The 18,037-nt window shown below is 41.3% G+C and carries 9 protein-coding genes; 1 reads left to right on the top strand and 8 read right to left on the bottom strand.

Annotation, left to right across the window (positions count from 1 at the left end; translation table 11 throughout):
• Window positions 1–778: 778 nt before the first annotated feature.
• From GJU87_RS21570 to GJU87_RS09860, 8 genes are all read right to left on the bottom strand, one after another.
• Window positions 779–913, bottom strand: a complete 135-nt coding sequence (locus tag GJU87_RS21570; protein ID WP_255454201.1) for a hypothetical protein — start codon at window positions 911–913, stop codon at window positions 779–781.
• 91 nt (window positions 914–1,004) lie between these two features.
• Window positions 1,005–3,596 (bottom strand): TIM-barrel domain-containing protein, encoded by a 2,592-nt coding sequence (locus GJU87_RS09890; RefSeq protein WP_153639372.1) that lies wholly within the window; start codon window positions 3,594–3,596, stop codon window positions 1,005–1,007.
• Between the two features lie 348 nt (window positions 3,597–3,944).
• Window positions 3,945–6,095: a TIM-barrel domain-containing protein gene (locus GJU87_RS09885; protein ID WP_228491943.1), complete on the bottom strand. Its 2,151-nt coding sequence runs from the start codon at window positions 6,093–6,095 to the stop codon at window positions 3,945–3,947.
• A gap of 578 nt (window positions 6,096–6,673) precedes the next feature.
• A complete protein-coding gene (locus tag GJU87_RS09880; protein WP_194831499.1) occupies window positions 6,674–7,075 on the bottom strand; it encodes a SusF/SusE family outer membrane protein in 402 nt (133 codons plus the stop codon).
• A gap of 80 nt (window positions 7,076–7,155) precedes the next feature.
• Window positions 7,156–8,865 (bottom strand): RagB/SusD family nutrient uptake outer membrane protein, encoded by a 1,710-nt coding sequence (locus GJU87_RS09875; RefSeq protein ID WP_153639370.1) that lies wholly within the window; start codon window positions 8,863–8,865, stop codon window positions 7,156–7,158.
• Between the two features lie 21 nt (window positions 8,866–8,886).
• On the bottom strand, window positions 8,887–12,129 hold the full coding sequence (locus tag GJU87_RS09870) for a SusC/RagA family TonB-linked outer membrane protein (protein ID WP_153639369.1): 3,243 nt from the start codon (window positions 12,127–12,129) through the stop codon (window positions 8,887–8,889).
• A 138-nt stretch (window positions 12,130–12,267) separates the two neighbouring features.
• The gene (locus GJU87_RS09865; RefSeq protein ID WP_153639368.1) at window positions 12,268–13,290 is read right to left on the bottom strand and encodes a FecR family protein; all 1,023 of its coding nucleotides are present in this window, start codon (window positions 13,288–13,290) and stop codon (window positions 12,268–12,270) included.
• 61 nt (window positions 13,291–13,351) lie between these two features.
• Window positions 13,352–13,930, bottom strand: coding sequence for an RNA polymerase sigma factor (locus tag GJU87_RS09860; protein WP_228492092.1), 579 nt, complete (start codon window positions 13,928–13,930; stop codon window positions 13,352–13,354).
• A gap of 1,077 nt (window positions 13,931–15,007) precedes the next feature.
• On the opposite strand from GJU87_RS09860, the gene GJU87_RS09855 reads away from it, so the two are divergent.
• Window positions 15,008–18,028: a TonB-dependent receptor gene (locus tag GJU87_RS09855; RefSeq protein ID WP_153639366.1), complete on the top strand. Its 3,021-nt coding sequence runs from the start codon at window positions 15,008–15,010 to the stop codon at window positions 18,026–18,028.
• The last annotated feature ends 9 nt before the right edge of the window (window positions 18,029–18,037 follow it).

Raw genomic sequence — 18,037 nt, 5'->3', positions numbered from 1 at the left:
ACAATACCTGTTCATCAGGACATACGAAAAATTACCTTACTACCGAAGCAATTTGTTAGCGGCATACTTGACGCTACTGACTAGATATATGTATAGTCCTATAATAAGTAAAGCCAATCTAAATGAATTTACTTCTGCAAACGATTTTTATAAGTCGAACAGATATATGGTTTATGACCATTATGATTATGGATTATTTAAAGACTCGATTGAGATCGGCTATAAAGGCAAAATGTATGTTTTAGTTTACCCGACAATGCATAAATACTCAATTTGCAATGGAAAGCTGACAATCGACTTTAGCAACAACCAATGCTACGGATTTTCGCCGCAAAAAATGGAATATAAAAAAGAAAAATAAAAAGCAGGCGATATGCGCAACGACTGGTCAAAGTAACCCGGGCGCAGGCCCCGTGAAAATAGTTACCTATTTCATATGGCAGGAAAGAGCTGAAATGGTCGTGTGCGAGGCAGGGATGTGGCGCGCAAAATCAGGAAGCGATAGAAGGAACAATCTGGTTGGACCCGACAACCGTCAGAATTGATCCTTTCGTACCCAAATAAAAGAATACACATAATAATTATCAGTACGATAGCTGCATATAAAACCCCTGAAACACTTGGCTTCAGGGGCTGAACTAGGATCGCAATATTCCATTGCGGGGCAAAGGTTGCTTTTGTGAGAGCACCTTCCATTTCTTTATCGGAACGAAAGCAGATATTTACCGACTTGATATTCTTGTCGATGCGCTCTGCTTTCGTATCGGACTCAGTACTGTTAAAGGTGATATTGAACGTACCCCGGTAACCCCATTCGGACAGTGTAGCTAACCAGTACAAAGTCTATAATAACCGCCTGCAGTTCATCGACGACCAGGAAACCGCAGCTCAGCACGGTATCTTGGGTTGTCATATTCCACTTTTGATACATAAAGTGTTTATTTGAAAAACTAAGTATGAATATGCAGCATGTTGAGATGGGGTTGGCGGTTGTCCATTTTACATTATCTTAAATAATTTGTGAATATATTCTGTACTTTTTCTGAAACATGAGTTTTTTTCACCGCCTCAGGGATTAGTGCGTAATTAGTATTGAATGTTTTTATCAGTTTGGCAAAGTTCTCCGGATGATAATTAATCTCTTGATCGGTCTGGTTTGTCAAAGAAATAATACCGGGAAGGGCATCCCAATTGTTCCAGTGGTTCTTTAAATACTCAACAGATAATTTCAACCGGTTCATTTTGCCAATCATTCCATTCAGGTTTACCTTCTCTTTAGGGCACTTGACCACTACTTCCAATTTCCGATCACAAGCGAAATCCGGCACACTGATATGGACAGTCAGATCATCCCCAGTATACCACCATGTATTTGCTTTCTTAACCGATGAGTAAACAACTTCGTTTCCATTAACCCAGACAGTATCGGGCATAACAGAACCAGGAAATCTAATCTCATAATCTCTGGATTCCTCCATCCCGGGAAAGGAGCCACTGCGAGGCATAACCGTTACTTTTATCCTGTCATCTGGCAAAGATTCCTTCTTCATCGCTGTGAATGCGTATTCTCCCTTTTGATATCCTAAATCATTTCCTGCATCCTCATAAAATTTGGTTTCAGAGTTCGCTTTGCCCGGGAAAACGTTGACGACTAGTTCATGTATCTTTTTTTCCAGATTATTGACTTTAGGATACATTGGAATAATCGAACCAGCTTTAACATAAACCGGATATTCACTTAATAAAAACTGCCGTTCAACGGTCTGACCACCTTTGAGCATTGTTCCTGTATTCCACTCATACCAATCATTTCCTTCCGGTAGCCAAACATTGACAGAGGAAAAGTCATTTTGGGCAGGTGTAGTGATAGGTTGAACAAGCAAATTATCCCCAAACATGTATTCATTTTGAAACGAATAGGCTTCAGATTTTTCAGGGTAGTCATAATACATTGGCCGGCACAAGGATATGCCGGTGTCATAATCCTTCCGGGCCATGGTATAAATGTATGGTACTAGGGTATAACGCAAATTGATCACGTTAGTTAAAGTACGACTGTATTTGTATGGGAAATTCCAAACTTCCTTTTTGATCCGGGCATCTTTTGACGAATGAGTCCTGAATATTGGGCTAAATGCACCGAACTGCATCCAACGGACATATAGTTCCGGGTTAACTTTTTGCTCGTCCTTTGGTAAACCAGCGAAATAATGTCCCCCCAAGTCATGACTCCAGTAACCGTACAGTACATTGGAGGCCGTAGCCGTGAAATAAGGCTGATAAGCCAATGACTCCCATGAGATAACTACATCTCCGGAGAAGCCAATCTGATAACGATGGTTACCCAGACCTCCCCAGCGGTGATAAAGCATAGGACGTTTTTCTCCTTTTCGTTCCATGTCCGTAAAAAAGCAGTAGTTGAGCCACCATGTATTACTCAAACCATCATATTTTTTGGAATACGGCCATTGCTGCCAGTCCAGCCACCAGAAACTCACCCCTTTCTTTTCCAGGGGGTGCAGGACGATGTTGAACAAATTGGTCATGTACTTTTTGCTGGCCGCTTCGAAAGGGATTGGCTTGTGTGCTGTAGTATCAAAGTCCATGGCTTTGGCAAAAGCAGGATACTGTTTTTCATCGGCAGGTATTCCGGAAGCAGGATGCAGGTTCAATGTAACTTTCAAATTCTGCTTTTTAACCCAGTTCAAAAATTTGCCAGGTTCCGGGAACAGGCTTTTTTCCCAGGTATACCCTGTCCAACCCGCCATTTGGCCAAACTCATCTTTGTGATCCAAACCTTTGGTTTTATGCCAGTCCATGTCAATCACCAAAACGTCCAAAGGGATATGGTAATAATGAAAATTCCCTACCAATTTCCGTAGTTCATCATCGGAATAGTTCCAGTAACGGGACCACCAATAACCGAAAGCATAATGTGGGGGAACCGGAACCTTGCCAGCTATTTTAGTAAACTCTAACAGGGCTTTTTTATAATTTTTCCCATAACCGATAAAATATAAATCCTGCTCCTTATTCCGGCGTGGTTCAACCCAATTCCAATCACTGTTGTCAAATAAAAAATTGTTCGAGTCATCGATCACCGTCCATCCCTCAGTCGAAAGTAGTCCATTCTCGATGGGGAGAGCTTTTCCGGTATTCACGTTGTATTTTCCTTTGTATCCGTCCAGTGTCCGGTAAGTTCCTTTCAGATTACCTGTGTTTTTCATGCCCGGATGCCAAACTGTTTTGCTTTTCCCGTCCAGATACGTAATCTCAAGATTATCTGCTGTGAACCGTCCCGTCTCTTTTTTGTATTTCAGGATCAGTTTACCGGTTGTTATTGTTATGTATTTGCCTTTTTCTCTTTTCTTGAATTGAGGAACAGGTAAATTCCGGTTGACAATAAAGAGAGTTGCTTGATCCGTAAATTGCCCGGTGCTGTCCCATTCCATACGGATCAGTTCAGGGGTCAATACGGTGAAACGTGCATTTCCTGTTTGAACGACAGCTTGACGATTCGCCTTCGAATTCCAGGCTTCATGTCCATATAGCTGAATGCTTAAAAAAATAAATAAAGTGAATAGTGCTTTCTTCATTGGTTGAGTTGTTTTCCGTTTTAAAATATTTTATCGAAAAATATGCCTTTAATTATGTTCGTCATAGAATTTAAATTGAAAATGCTGAAGCCCCACGTCGTGTAAAGTGTTTAATTTAACACACCGAACCTTTATCTATACCAGGATTTTCTCTTTATGAACTAGCGACAACGTTGAATTTCCTAAACTGATGTTCGAAAATTTCTTGTCAATTACTAGTTGACTATCAGTTGATTTTAAATGGTTTTCTTCAATGTCAATTAAAAGAGATATCCCTCAAAAATAAATGTGACATACCAATTAAATCGATTAATTTTGCCGATTAAACATGGGGTATGTGTTTCGTATTCAATTGTTCTCGAGAGTTTTTACCTTGATCTGATTTTCATTTTTCCAGTTCGAATAGACAATCCCTTTCTCTGTAACTAACCCAATTCGATAAAAACGTTTGTTTTCGTGCATCTTGCCTTCCACTTTTGCACAAGTTACTGTTACTTCGTTGTTCCCTGTTTTTTCAGCTGAAAACGAATCGACCGCATACTGACCGTTTTTATATTCAAATCCATCTCCTGCATCATTGTATAGCGTTCCCTTTGCTTTCATCTCTTTATTTAAGCATACTAAAAGAGTTAGTGAATCCGTGTTGTATTCCACTGTTGACTGGATCACTTTCCCGACAGGGATGATCGTACCTCCACGTTGTTTCAAGTCAGGCTGATATTCGTTTTTTGCCGAATTTTCGCCGACTAAATCAATAGTCCGCCAAATCCCTCTTGGCAGCTTTGGATCATTAGCCCATTTAGGCACTACCAAAAGATCGGCCCCCAAGAGAAATGCCTGGTCTTCCCGACGCAGATTCAGGTCACGCACATCGGCAAAGAAGACAGGGCGCATCACTGGCATCCCATCAATTGAAGCTTCGTGAAACAGCGTGTACAGGTAAGGAAGCAAACAATACCTTCTTTGTAGGGCTGTGCGGGATACCTTTTCTATTTCCTCACCAAAAGCCCAGGGTTCCTGGTTTTTACTGCCATCAACGGTATGTGCCCTGCTAAAAGGATAAAATGCACCCGTGGCAATCCATTGTCCAAAAAGTTCAGGAGTAGCATTTCCCAGGAAACCGCCAATATCAGGTCCGCTGAATGGCTGACCGGACAACCCCAGGTTCAGAACCATTGGGACAGACATTCGCAAGTGCTCCCAGGAAGCACTGTTATCGCCCGTCCACGCCGCCGCATAACGTTGTCCACCCAGGTAATTGGCCCTACTTAAAACAAAAGGACGCTTATCAGGATTGGCTGCTAAAATACCTTCACGCGAGGCTTTGGCCATCATCATGCCATACACATCATGATAGCGTAGGTGTATATCCGCGGGGTGTTCCTTTCCCCCGCGGTGAACATTGTTCACGGGCATTGTCCCGTTTGGCCCTCCAAAGACGGAAGGTTCGTTCATATCATTCCAGACACCGTCAACACCATTAGCCATATAGTTTTTGTACAACGATGACCACCACTTTTGCGTTCGTTCCATCGTAAAATCAGGGAAAACGCAGTCGCCAGGCCAAACCTTCCCGACATAGTTTTTGCCGGTGGCCGTTTTCACCCAAACGTCCCGTTTTGTCCCGGAGTCATAAACGAAGTACCCTTCCTCTTTTTTTACGCCAGGATCGATCATCCAGACTGATTTAAACCCTTTTTGGTGAAGGTAATCATTGGTCTCCCCGGGATTGGGAAAACGGTTCGGCGAAAACGTAAAAATCCTGTACCCATCCATGTAGTGGATGTCCATCCAGATAACATCACAGGGGATTTGTTTAACCCGAAAGGTATCAGCAATCTCTTTTACCCTGCTATCGGGATAATATGAAAAGCGACATTGCTGGTAGCCCAGACTCCAAAGCGGTGGCAGCTCCATCGTACCGATAAGTTTGGCCAAGGACTTCATAACTTTCTGTGGTGTTTTTCCTTCAATCACCAGTACCCGAAAAGCAGGTCCCTCAGATGAGAATAGAATACCCTCTCCTAGAGAGATTTCCTGTTTCCAGGTATTGTCGGCCAGTACACCAAAGGCCGTCCCATCCTGACGGACGCCCAACACCCATGGCTGGGTCTGATACATCCGTTGATTGAGATCCCTATTACTATAGGCATTATCTGTATTCCACAACACCTTTGTCAATCCATTCTTTAATAAAGAGCCTGTTGATTCGCCTGTTCCGTACAAATAGGTATGAGGATCTGTTTTGATGTAAGCCATGGACTTACCAAATCCCTCACTAAATTCAACTCTGACCTTCCAACTGTCAGGCAACGTATCTTGCTCTTCTGGCTCCTTTACCAATGCAAACGATGGCAAGTTAGCTTTCGGGTTGAAATCGTCGGGGTAAAACACTGCCACATTGGGATTAATAAGGGCTGCCCGTTCTTGGCCATATACGGAATTTGTCAAAAGGAAAAATCCAATCGTCACCAATTTCCAATAATTTATTTTCATCATATTGCCATTCTATTTGTTTTTTATCAAAAAATGCATTGAAAAGCTCACCAATTACTCTAGCTGATTTATTAAAGATGAGGGGCGATACAATTTATTTGTTCCACCCGATAATGTATAGAACACAGGAAAAAGGCCGATTTTATTCAATCTTTTTCCCAACGAATGTTTTTATTGAAGGCAACAATATTACCATGTCATTGTAACCAACCTAACCTCCCTGCAATTCTGGTTTTGCAAACGACGCGTTGAAATATGTTCGCGGCCTCTATCTCTGAATCAAACCTCAAAGGAGAGGGCATTAACCAAGAAATCTCAATGTATTCAGTATTAGGGATATTGCTCTGTTTCCGGTTAACTTGTCCTTAGTGAACCTCGTCTTCAATCATAGTGTTGAAAAACTTTAATGTTCCTATTTCCTGTTCGCTAAGCTAAGTGTACTAAAATCAATGAAAGCCATAACGCATATATGATCATCTCATTGGATTTTTTGAGCAGAATGAGAATAATAGAACGTTTAGGCCGCAATCAGTTAAAAAATTCAGGACCGGACAACCAGCCCTGAATTTTGTTTAGCGTATTTATTGCTTTTCGAACATAATCGTATATGGCCCCGGGTCCAGAATATTGACCGCTATTTTATAATTGCCAGCTTCAGTAATCTTCCATTTTTTATCAGGATTTCCACCTTTTACCAGCTCAAGGGTAGTTTTTGAAAGGTCGGTTTCTCCATCTACAACCGGCATAAAATAATCACAGCCCCAGTTTCCTGTAGCGGTTGCGATCTTAAATTCTCCAACAGTTAATGGCCCGATCCATGTAAATACAAATGGATCATTCGGATCGACAGTCATTGGAGTGGGATTGTCAATATCCCAACCGGCAGGCGAAGCATCACCAACCAAATAGAGATTTTCATATAACGGGATGTTATACACTGGGATATCTTTGGATTTCTCGCATGCTGAAAAACCAATAACCATGAACAAAAGCATTGTCAGTGTCAATATTTTATTTCTCATATGAATAACGTTATCTATTAGACTTCAATAATCTTCATTACTTATTGATCGTACCCAGGATTCTGCTTTAGTTGAGGTGAAACACCCAATACAGTCAGACCAATAGGATATATTTCTGTATGATTATCTGGGTCTGCAGATTTATCCCACCAGGTCGAATTAAACTTACCGAAGCGAATCAGGTCAGTGCGACGACGCCCTTCTCCCAGAAACTCACGCCCCCACTCATCAAGCAATTCCGACTCCGTTAATTTGCTTCCATCTTCAGGATATAAACTAGCAGAACCTGCCGGATAATAACGTTTACGTACCACATTCAGAAGCTTTTCAGCTCCGGCTTTGTCTCCTTTCCTGAATTTACACTCGGCCAGGTCATAATAAATCTCAGCTAAACGAATTACTGCGTAATCAGATTCGATTTTATGAGAATCGGTTGTTTTATAGAATGGATATTTTGCGAAACAAATGCCTGAATTTTGATCGGCATGATTCATATTTGAAGTTAAATCTGCAGGAACTACCCCGGGTTTCAGATCATTAAACCAGCCAACCTGATCCCGAATGTAAAGGTTATAACCTTGGGATGTTGTGACAGTATCTTGTCCTTCATTATATGTTAGATAGCCATACAAAAACATCCCTTCACGGGTGTTATTTCCCAGATTTTTGTATAGTTTCAGGCGGACATCATCCGGGTAGGCCTGAAATTTCATAAAAGGCTGTCCCAGGTTCGATGTAAAGTCGTAAGGGACCCCGGATACATCGCGACCCGGTTGCAGCGTATACTTTGGATTGGAAGTTCCAAAATCTGTGAATTCAAAATATTTGTTAACATTATATGGGAACGCCCACCAATACATTCCTCCGTCGTATTGCCAGTGTGTACGACCAAATGACCCAGGGAAAGCAAAAATTGTCTCGTCACACAAATCATTGTTCCAGTCGTAAGGAGCATCCCATCGGTCTGCAATTGCATATGTTCCGTATTTGCCATCAATTATATCCTGGCAAACTTTCGCACAATCGTCAAAGTGATCAACTCCGATATAGACTTTTGCATTCAGGTAAAGACGTGCAAGTAAGGCCATCGCTCCTGCCTGGGTCCACCGGCTGGTAACGATCTCAGGATAGCCTTTTTTGCCTAAATCAGTTACCGACTCCTTAAGTTCTTTCTCGATGAAGGTGAAGGTCTCTTGAGGTGTGGCCTGCATAGGAGCCTGATCTGCACCTTTAGTTGTTTCGACAATGGGAATATTTCTGTAAAGATCGAACAACCTCAGATAATACCATGCCCGCATCGTTCGAAGTTCAGCAATCAGGCTTTTTTGTTCTGTGTTACTCATGTTGAATCGAGAGACATCCAATGCCTTTATATCTTCAAGGGAGTTATTCGCCAAAGAAATTCCAATAAAGAGGTTATTCCAGGCGTCGTTGCAGAAATCGTCCTGTGAAGTCCATGTGTGATTGTGTAGACGAATGTATTTACCTCCATCGTACCAATCTCCTTGTCGGTTAGGAGTCATAATCTGATCTGCAGGATTCTCCTGCATAAAATATTGAGTTCCTTGTATCGTCCAGTATCCATGTTCAAAACTCCTAAGGAATGAGCGGTAAACGTCATCCTTTGTCTGGTAAAAATTATCGGAAATAATTTTATCATAAGGTGTCTCCACCAGATCGGTACAGCTATTTATTAATATGCCCCCAAGCAGGAAAGCCAATAGCATATATGTGAATTGATTCTTCTTCATCTGTTTAAATATTAGTTGAGTTTAGAATGAGATTTGAGCTCCCAGCAATAACTGCATTGTTGTGGGATAATAGGATTTTGATGTGTTAACTCCTGGAGTTAGTCCATTGACCGGATAAATTTCCGGATCAATGCCGGAAAAGCCGGTGATTTTGGCAAGATTTTTTCCAGAAGCATACAACCGTATCGAATTAAAGTATTTTGAATTCGATTTTATGGTATATCCAATATTTACAATATCCAGCTTCACATAATCCCCTTTTTCAAGAAAATAGTCACACAACACTTTATCACCTTTGATTGCATCATTTTTTCCATAAGCCGATGGCAGTACGTTCGTATTAGGTGATGATTGGAGACCGTAGTAGAATTCGTGGATATTAAAAATATCGTATCCGAATGCGCCACGGAAGTAAAGGTTCAAATCCCAATTTTTATATCTAAAGGAATGATTCATGCTCGCCGTAAAATGTGGCAATCCATTTCCAACAACCTGTTTGTCATCATTGGTTGCTTTATTGGCCTGAATGATTTCGCCGTCTTCGCTGTAAACCAGCATATTTCCGTTTTGGTCAACGCCGGCAAATTTCCACATATAAAAATTACCGATTCGTTTACCTTCTTGCAATCTTTGTGCCGCGCCGGGGGTTCCAGGAGCCGGCAAACCTGCCATATCAACATAATCCTGTCCCTGAAAAATATTGTTGGAAAATGAGAGGAATTTATTATCGTTGGTTGCTCCAACGAGTCCTATACGGTAGCTAAAGTTCTTTTTGCTGATGGCTTTAACATTCAAATCAATTTCCAGACCGGTATTGCGCATGGAACCAACATTCGCATAAGTTTGGGCCTGCGGGTTGGGAGGTACCGGTGCATTATACCAGCCCAAAAGATCCTGTTGCGTTCTTCTGTAGTAATTAATACTTCCCTGAACGACGTTGTTAACTAAGGCAAAATCGAGGCCGATGTTCATATTTTTACCTTTTTCCCACTTTAAATCGTTATTGGTATTGTTTGCTGGCCCCCATACCTGGTAATATGAGCCGTTAAATAAATAATAACCATACCCGCCATAAGTTGATAAAGAAAGGTAATTGCCAAAATTTTGGTTTCCGGTAACTCCATAATCTCCTCGCAATTTGAGATCATCAATCCAGTCAATACCATCCATAAAAGGCTCTTTGCTGATTCTCCATCCTAAAGATATTGCGGGAAAATTTCCCCATTTATTGTTGATCCCGAATTTTGAAGAACCTTCACGACGCAGACTTGCTGTCAATAGATATTTGTCGGCGAAAGAATAACTGATACGACCAAAAAAAGCGATTAACTTCGAATCTTCCTTATAACTCCCCATGCCGTTACGGCCTTCAACCTGTTGGTAAAGCCCGTCACCCAGATTGTTGTAAGTAGTTGCATTTGACGTGAAATTCTTGTTATCAGCCGACATCCCCTCTTTCATGAAGTACTGGTAAGAATAACCCACCATCGCTTTTAATGAATGCTGATTTGCAGTGAAAGAATAATTTGTCAGCCATTCCAGGCTTCTTTGGTCATATTTGTTATAATTGCGACTGGCTTCTCCTTGATACCCATTCTGTATCTCAGTTGTCATGTTCGACGGTTTAAACCAAAAATCGAAGTAGTCTTTAGTGCTTTGGGCCAACGTAACTTGAGAGTTAAGTGTTTGTGTAATATTTAGTTTAAATGTTCCATCCCAGTCTAAAAATTTCGCTTCGGAGCCACTTTGTTCCAGTTTTTGTAATTCGACTGGGTTAAACTGTCCATCACTACCGGTAATTGAATAGTACATCGTTGGATCATCAGGATCTTTAACCGGGTAAGTTGGATTCAACGTTAAACCTTGGGTAAAAACATCGTTGTTTGCATTGTCAAATTTGACATAGCGAGGAGCTATGTTAAAAGAAATTTTGTAAAGGTTGTTTGGATTCATAAAGTTCAATGCAAGACGTGCTCCATATTCTTCACGGTCTGAACGAAGATCCAGTCCGTTGGCTTTACGATAATCTACTGTTCCCCGGTAGTTGGTATGATTGTTTCCACCGGATACAGACAGTGTATGACTTTGCGTAAATGAAAAATCCCGGGATACCTCTTTCAGCCAATCCGTACTTCCTCCATAATCAGGGCCTCGGTTATTTTTCAGGTAGTCTGCTGTTGTCAACGGTTTTAGCTGATTATTAGGCAGACCAATAGAACTATATCCATCGTAAGTTGTAGTTATGGCACCACTGTGACCTTTTTTGGTTGTCACCAAAATTACACCGGCACTACCCCTGGTTCCATAAATGGCGGATGCCGCTCCGTCTTTTAATACATCAATTGAGGCAATGTCATTTTGATTAATATTCTCCAGGTTTCCTCCTGGAACTCCATCAATTACAATAAGCGGGTCACTTCCTGCGTCACGTGACGAAACACCTCGAAGTTGTATGCTTGGATTAGCATTGGGATTGCCGTCTTGTGTGTTTGTAATCGAAAGCCCTGAAACCAATCCTTGAATAGACATGAGTGGATTGATATTTCCGCTTTGAAGCAACTCTGCACTATTCACATGGGATACAGCACTGGTCAGTTCTTTTTTGCTTATTGTACCGTAACCAATGGCTACAACTTCATCCAATCCAACGGTTTCTTCTGTCATTACTACATCGATGGTTTTCCTGCCGGAGACCGGTATTTCCTGAGCTTTCATCCCAATAAAAGAAAAGACCAGAGTCGCATCAGGTGAAACACTGGCAAACGAATAATTCCCATTAACATCGGTAATCGTGCCCTGAGTGGTGCCTTTAATGACAATGGTAACGCCGGGAAGAGGAGTATGAGAAGAGTCGGTTACTCGGCCAGAAATAGAAGTGTATTGCTGAACAGTCGCAGTTCGGGCATTTGAAAGTACAATGTTATTCCCGAAAAAAGTGTAATTAACGTTTTTACCTTGAAACAGGATATCAAGTACTTCTTTTACCGACTTATCTTGTAATCGTATATTCACACGAGAATCAAGATCGACCTTTTCCTTGTTATAAATAAATCGAAAATCAGACTGTTTTTCGATGTCCTGAAGTATGGATTCAATACTTGAATTTTGGACATCCAGAGACAGTTTTGTTGTTTGCGCGAGCGAATTACCCGCTAATGCCTGCATAAATCCTAAAAAGAACAAGAATATAGTTAGCTTCATGGTTTGCAAAATTTTCCTGGAGGGATTTGCATAACAATTCTCCCTCATCGGTGTTTTTTTCATAGATTTGAATCTTAGTTGAGTAAATAAATTCAGAATTTGGAACTCGCTAAAAGTTGGGGAAGTGGTTGTGACACTTCCCTTTTTTTTAGTTCTAATAATCTAGATTTAGTTTTAGTGATTTGTTACATAGGCAATTATTTATTTTGCTTTTGTGATAATAACCTTACGCTTGGATAAATGACCATCCTGGTCTATTTTCCTTTCCTGGATTGTGTAATCAATGCCCATTGTGAGTTTCATATAGCGAAGTATTTCATCCAGGTTCTCGTTTTCTAAAACAGCTCTGAATAACTGGTTTTTGTTTACATTATCATTAACTTCGAAATCAACGTTGTAAAATCTGGATAACTTCCGTATTACTTCATCGAACCTGTCGTTCATGAATATAAGTTTCCCCGATTTCCATGATATATAGTCCAGAACATTTACTGTAGACTTGATATAGGTGTTGCTTACCGTATTTAATGCTAATCTATCCGACGGAAGTAAAATCTCTTTTAATTTATGATCTTTCGCAGTGACTTCAACTTTGCCTCTGGCAACGATTACCTCGGCTATCGAATCGTTTTTGTAGGATATCACATCAAAAGCAGTCCCTAATACTTTTACTTTTATTTTGTTGGCGTCAATAACAAAAGGAGAATTTGGGTTTCTCGCTACATCGAAATAAGCTTCCCCGCTTAATGTAACATTTCTCTTGGCTCCAAACCGGACAGGATACTTAATCACTGAGCCGCCATTTAACCAGCCAATTGTTCCATCAGGAAGAGAAAACTGTGTTCTGGCACCCAACGGAGAATGGACTTCTACCCAAGCTCCATTGAGAATAATGTTGTTCGAGCTGAAATAGTACAGAGTAAAAAGTAATACCGGTAAGAGTAAAATAGCTGCCACTCTTGAATACAAATGCCATAATTTCTTCATCCGGCTCTGTTTGTTCAAATCGAGTAGGATGTGATGATTGATTCGATCTAATATAGGATCAAGATTTTGGGCGTTTGGGGGTGGTTTTGAGATTGTCTCGTCCCAAAATTCTTTTAGCGTTTCATTTAACCCGGAAGCATAGTGTATGTCGTCAAAAAACTCATCTACACGGATCTTGTCGTTTAATGAAAAACTTCCACTTAAATACTTTTTTAATACGTCAGCGTCGAACTTCACTGTTTTTTGTGTTTTCTTATAATATCCACAAACACAAAAAAAGTACTATTCGTGAATAAAATTAAAGGCGATAAAATAAAAGAAAGAACAAAAAACCAAGCTCTCCATTACTTTTAGCTGCTTCGGAACGGAGGAACTTCATAGCAGAAACGAGTTGGTTCTTTACTGTTTGCTCTGAAATATTGAGGAGTTTTGCAATTTCCGCATTCTTCAAACCGTCCTTCTTACTCATGATAAATATTTTACGGCGGGAAAGCGGCAGTTTTTCAATAATCCCGTCAACATATTCGAGCAGGTTCTGATATTCAAGAACGCTAAGAGCTGATGTGTGATTGGTATGGAACTCCAATACAATATCTTGTTTGTATTTCTCCTCCTGGAGTCTTTTCCGATAAATTTTCTTCGTTGTATTCAGTGCAATCGTATATAGGTAAGATTTAATAGACAGGGTCGGGTCCAGCTCTTTTCTTTTTTCCCATATTTTTAGAAAAACATCTTGTACAGCTTCTTCGGTCTGGTGTTCTTCTTTCAGTATACTAATGATGAATGAAAACAGAGAAGGACTATATTTTCGGAATAGCTCGTCAAAAGCATAATGGTCATCTTTTCTGATGGCAGCAACAAGCTTTGCATCTAATATGTGAGTTTTGTTTTGCAGGTTGGTTTACTATTGCTTTAAGTAGAGTTACTTGCGCGAAAGTACAAAAAAAAGTGGATCAATGATAATTTTTAAAATTTTACTTCAAGGTATAGTCTCTCCTCCAACGCATCCATATACTCACAAGTTCTTGAGTCAACAATCCTTGTATAAATTGGGATGTCTTGATTGAAATTTTTCTCAATAATAATATCATTTTCGCTGCCTTGTGGTTAAAAAGGATTTTTCTCTCGATTGTTTCCCGCGTATCACTATCGGGAAGTAATTGCTGATGTTTCCGGGGCCTTGTAGGATTCTTTGCCTTATTATTCATTCACTAAGTATTAAATACAGGCTTAGGGAATGAGTAATCATACTCCATTGTGAATTATACTGATGGATTGACAGCCCTTTCATCCATTTCGTCACACGGAGAGACACCTCTAGCGTGACAATACCATAGTGATGCGGTACCAATTCCTGAAATTTCCGGTTGATGCTAGGCCCAGATAAGGAACAATAAGCAAAATCTGCAATTTTCAAAGTTTTGTTTTCCAGTTTATTATACATATGTGCAGGTTTTTTGCACATACGGTAAGGTCGCGGTGGAGTAAAATGGACTAATTCGTTCAAGCTTGTTCTTTTACGCCGATTCAGCTGTAGAAAACTTGAAGATGAGAAATTCCGCGGTTCATCTCAAAACATTTCCTTAGTCCGAATCGGACCTTAGGACGGGGGTAGGGAAAATGATTTACAGTTATAGTGGAACTAAATTAGTAAGCGAAGATTAATCCTTCAGTTCAGTCCGGGAAGCGTACCCGAAGGTGATCGTGTAGGGCATTCTCCAACCGATGTCCGAGCAGGATAACAGAAGGATATAGTTCAAGCAGCAGTCCCGGGAATTTACCTTTTGGCAGAATGCAGGGACCGCAATGGTTCGTTTTATTTTACCTGTCGATCGTTGACCTGAGCGATGAATGTATGAAGCGCTTATTATGCTGTTGTGCTTTTCCGATAGACAGCTACCGGCATACAGAACCTGATTTTATGAAACATGTAACCTATTAAATTAACGATTCCATGAAGAACAAAGGAAGAAGATGCTCCCGTATCCGGGGGACTTTTATGCTTGTATTTTTACTGGCTTTCCTGGGGGTTGCACCCCTGCAGGCTGGAACTCCCGGTCAAATGGGGGAAAATGCTCAACAATCAGTCCAGACCGTTAGAGGGAAAGTGACTGATGCAAAAGGACAGCCACTCCCGGGGGTGACGATTGTGATACAAGGAACGACAACCGGGACAACGACCGACATCGATGGGAAATACGAACTGAAAGATGTTCCGGCTGATGCCGTTCTGGTTTTCTCGTTTATTGGAATGAAAACACAAAAACTTGCCTTGAACGGAAAGAGTCAGCTTGACGCCATGATGTCGGAGGATACTATTGGTCTGGATGAGGTTGTGGCTATTGGTTATGGTAGCGTTAAAAAAGGAGATGTTACCAGTGCTATTGCATCTGTAAAATCTGACGACTTTGTCAAAGGTGCGGTGAACGATGCCGCCCAGCTTATCCAGGGTAAAGTGGCCGGATTGACTATTACTACCCCATCAGGCGATCCAACCGAAGGCGCTGTTATCATGCTTCGCGGTAATGCTTCGCTATTGGGAACTTCCGATCCGCTGGTTTTGATTGACGGTGTTCCCGGAAGTCTGTCTACTGTTGCCCCCGAAGATATAGAGTCCATTGATGTATTGAAAGACGGCTCCTCCACGGCCATCTATGGAACGAGAGGAACCAACGGGGTGATTATTGTGACGACGAAAGAGAGTCACAAGGAAATGGCTCCAACTATTGAGTATTCTGGTTATGTATCCCTTTCAACAATTAGCCGTAAACTCGATTTTCTCAACGCTGATCAGCTCAGAGAGAAATGGAAAGAAGGCTATACGTTCACGGGAGCGAACCTGCAAGATTATGGTGCAAATACCGACTGGTTGGATCAAATTACGCGGAAGGGTATCAGCAATGTACACAACGTCATTTTCAGAGGTGGTAGCAAGAATACCAGCCTGACAGCATCGATAAATTACCGACACAATGAGGGAATTTTTATCCGGTCTGACAACGACAAATACACAGGACGAATTGCGGTCAACCATAGCATGTTTGACGGTAAACTGCAGGCCAACATTGAAACGATTGTAAGTGAACAAAAATACTGGACCGGAGGAGACGGTTACAGCTTTAATAAATACGTCTACCGTCAGGCACTGATCAGGAACCCTACCGAACCCGTAAAGAATGAAGATGGTACCTGGTTTGAAAGGGATGTTTATTTCTATGATAATCCGGTTGGTTATATTGAAGAGTCAGACGGTGAGAACCGATACCGAAATGCCCGGTTTACGGCAGGGCTGACATTCAAGCCGATCGATGGATTAGCACTTAAAGGAATGTATACGCGGAAAGGAAACTACAATATCCGTGGGTACTATGAGACGAAAAATCACGTGTCGAACACCAAGTATGGTGCCGGCGGTTATGCTTCCAGGGGAACAGACAACTATGTGGGCAATTATGCTGAGTTAACAGCTAATTACAAGAAGATTTTAGGCCTTCATACTTTTTCGGTTCTCGCCGGATATAACTATGAGGACAATATGAATGAAGGTTTCTGGGCTAACAATAAATATTTCCCAACCGATTCGTATACCTATAACAACCTGGGTATTGGTAGTGGATTGCCCAAAGGTGAAGCCGGAATGGGGTCGTACAAAAACTCAGATAAGCTGATTGCCCTTTTTTCGCGTGCAAGTTATAACTTCAATAACAAGTATCTGGTGATGGCCAGCATACGAAGAGAAGGATCTTCTAAATTCGGAAAGGACCACAAGTGGGGAAATTTTCCGGGCGTTTCAGTCGGTTGGAGATTAACAGAAGAAAGTTTCCTGAAAGACGTTACCTGGCTTAGCAATCTTAAGCTACGTGCCGGATATGGTATTACTGGTACCAATGTACTCGATTCATACAACTCGTTGAGTAGTTTGAACTATAGCGACTATTTCTATAATAATGGTCAGTGGGTACGCAAGCTGGTTCCTGTTCGGAATGCCAATCCAGATCTGCGGTGGGAGAAGAAAGAAGAGATAAATGTAGGTCTCGATTTTGCTTTGTTTAATGGTCGTGTTAGCGGTGCACTCGACTATTATCACCGTCTGACCAAGGATGCTTTGTGGGACTACAGTGTTCCAACACCTCCTTACCTTTACGGCACCATCACAGCAAACGTGGGAGAAATCGAAAACCAGGGATTTGAAGCGCTGGTTAACGTGATTCCCATTAAAACCAAAGGATTTAATTGGACTGCCGGTCTTACTTTTTCAACAAACAAGAATAAATTGGTTTCACTATCGAATGATAAATTCCAGACGACGAATGATTTCTTCTATGCTGGATATACAGGTGAGCCTATTCAGATTGAGACACACCGGATAAAAATCGGTGGTCCCATTGGTGATTTCTATGGATTGAAGAGTGTCGGCATTACCGACGATGGTATCTGGATTATTGAAAAACCTGATGGGACGCGTATTCCGGCAACCGAATCGTCCACTGACGACCGGCAAGTGCTTGGAAACGGTATTCCAAAGTATTATGCCAGTTGGAACAATACATTCAAAATTGGTCATTTCGACATTAGCGTGAACATGCGCGGTGCTTTCGGTTTCCAGATTCTGAATTTCTCCCGCATGTTCTATGAAAATCCGACCATCGGTTACAACACCCTGACTTCAGCTTACGATAAAGTATATGGAAAAGCAGTGTTGCAGGATGTCCAGCGATTTGTCAGCTATTATGTGGAAGATGGTGATTATTGGAAAATTGATAACGCGACATTGGGATATACCTTTAATCTGCACAACAAGAACGTAGTCAAGAATTTACGGGTTTATGTCTCCGGACTTAACTTATTGACCATAACCGGATATAAGGGGGTTGATCCGGAAGTGAAACAGACAGGCTTGTATCCCGGGGATGATGACAGGGACAAATATCCAACAACCCGAACCTATACTTTTGGTCTAAATCTTACTTTCTAATTCGAGTGT

Source organism: Prolixibacter sp. NT017 (assembly GCF_009617875.1).
Lineage (GTDB): Bacteria > Bacteroidota > Bacteroidia > Bacteroidales > Prolixibacteraceae > Prolixibacter.
This window is presented reverse-complemented; position numbering and strand designations above follow the sequence as displayed.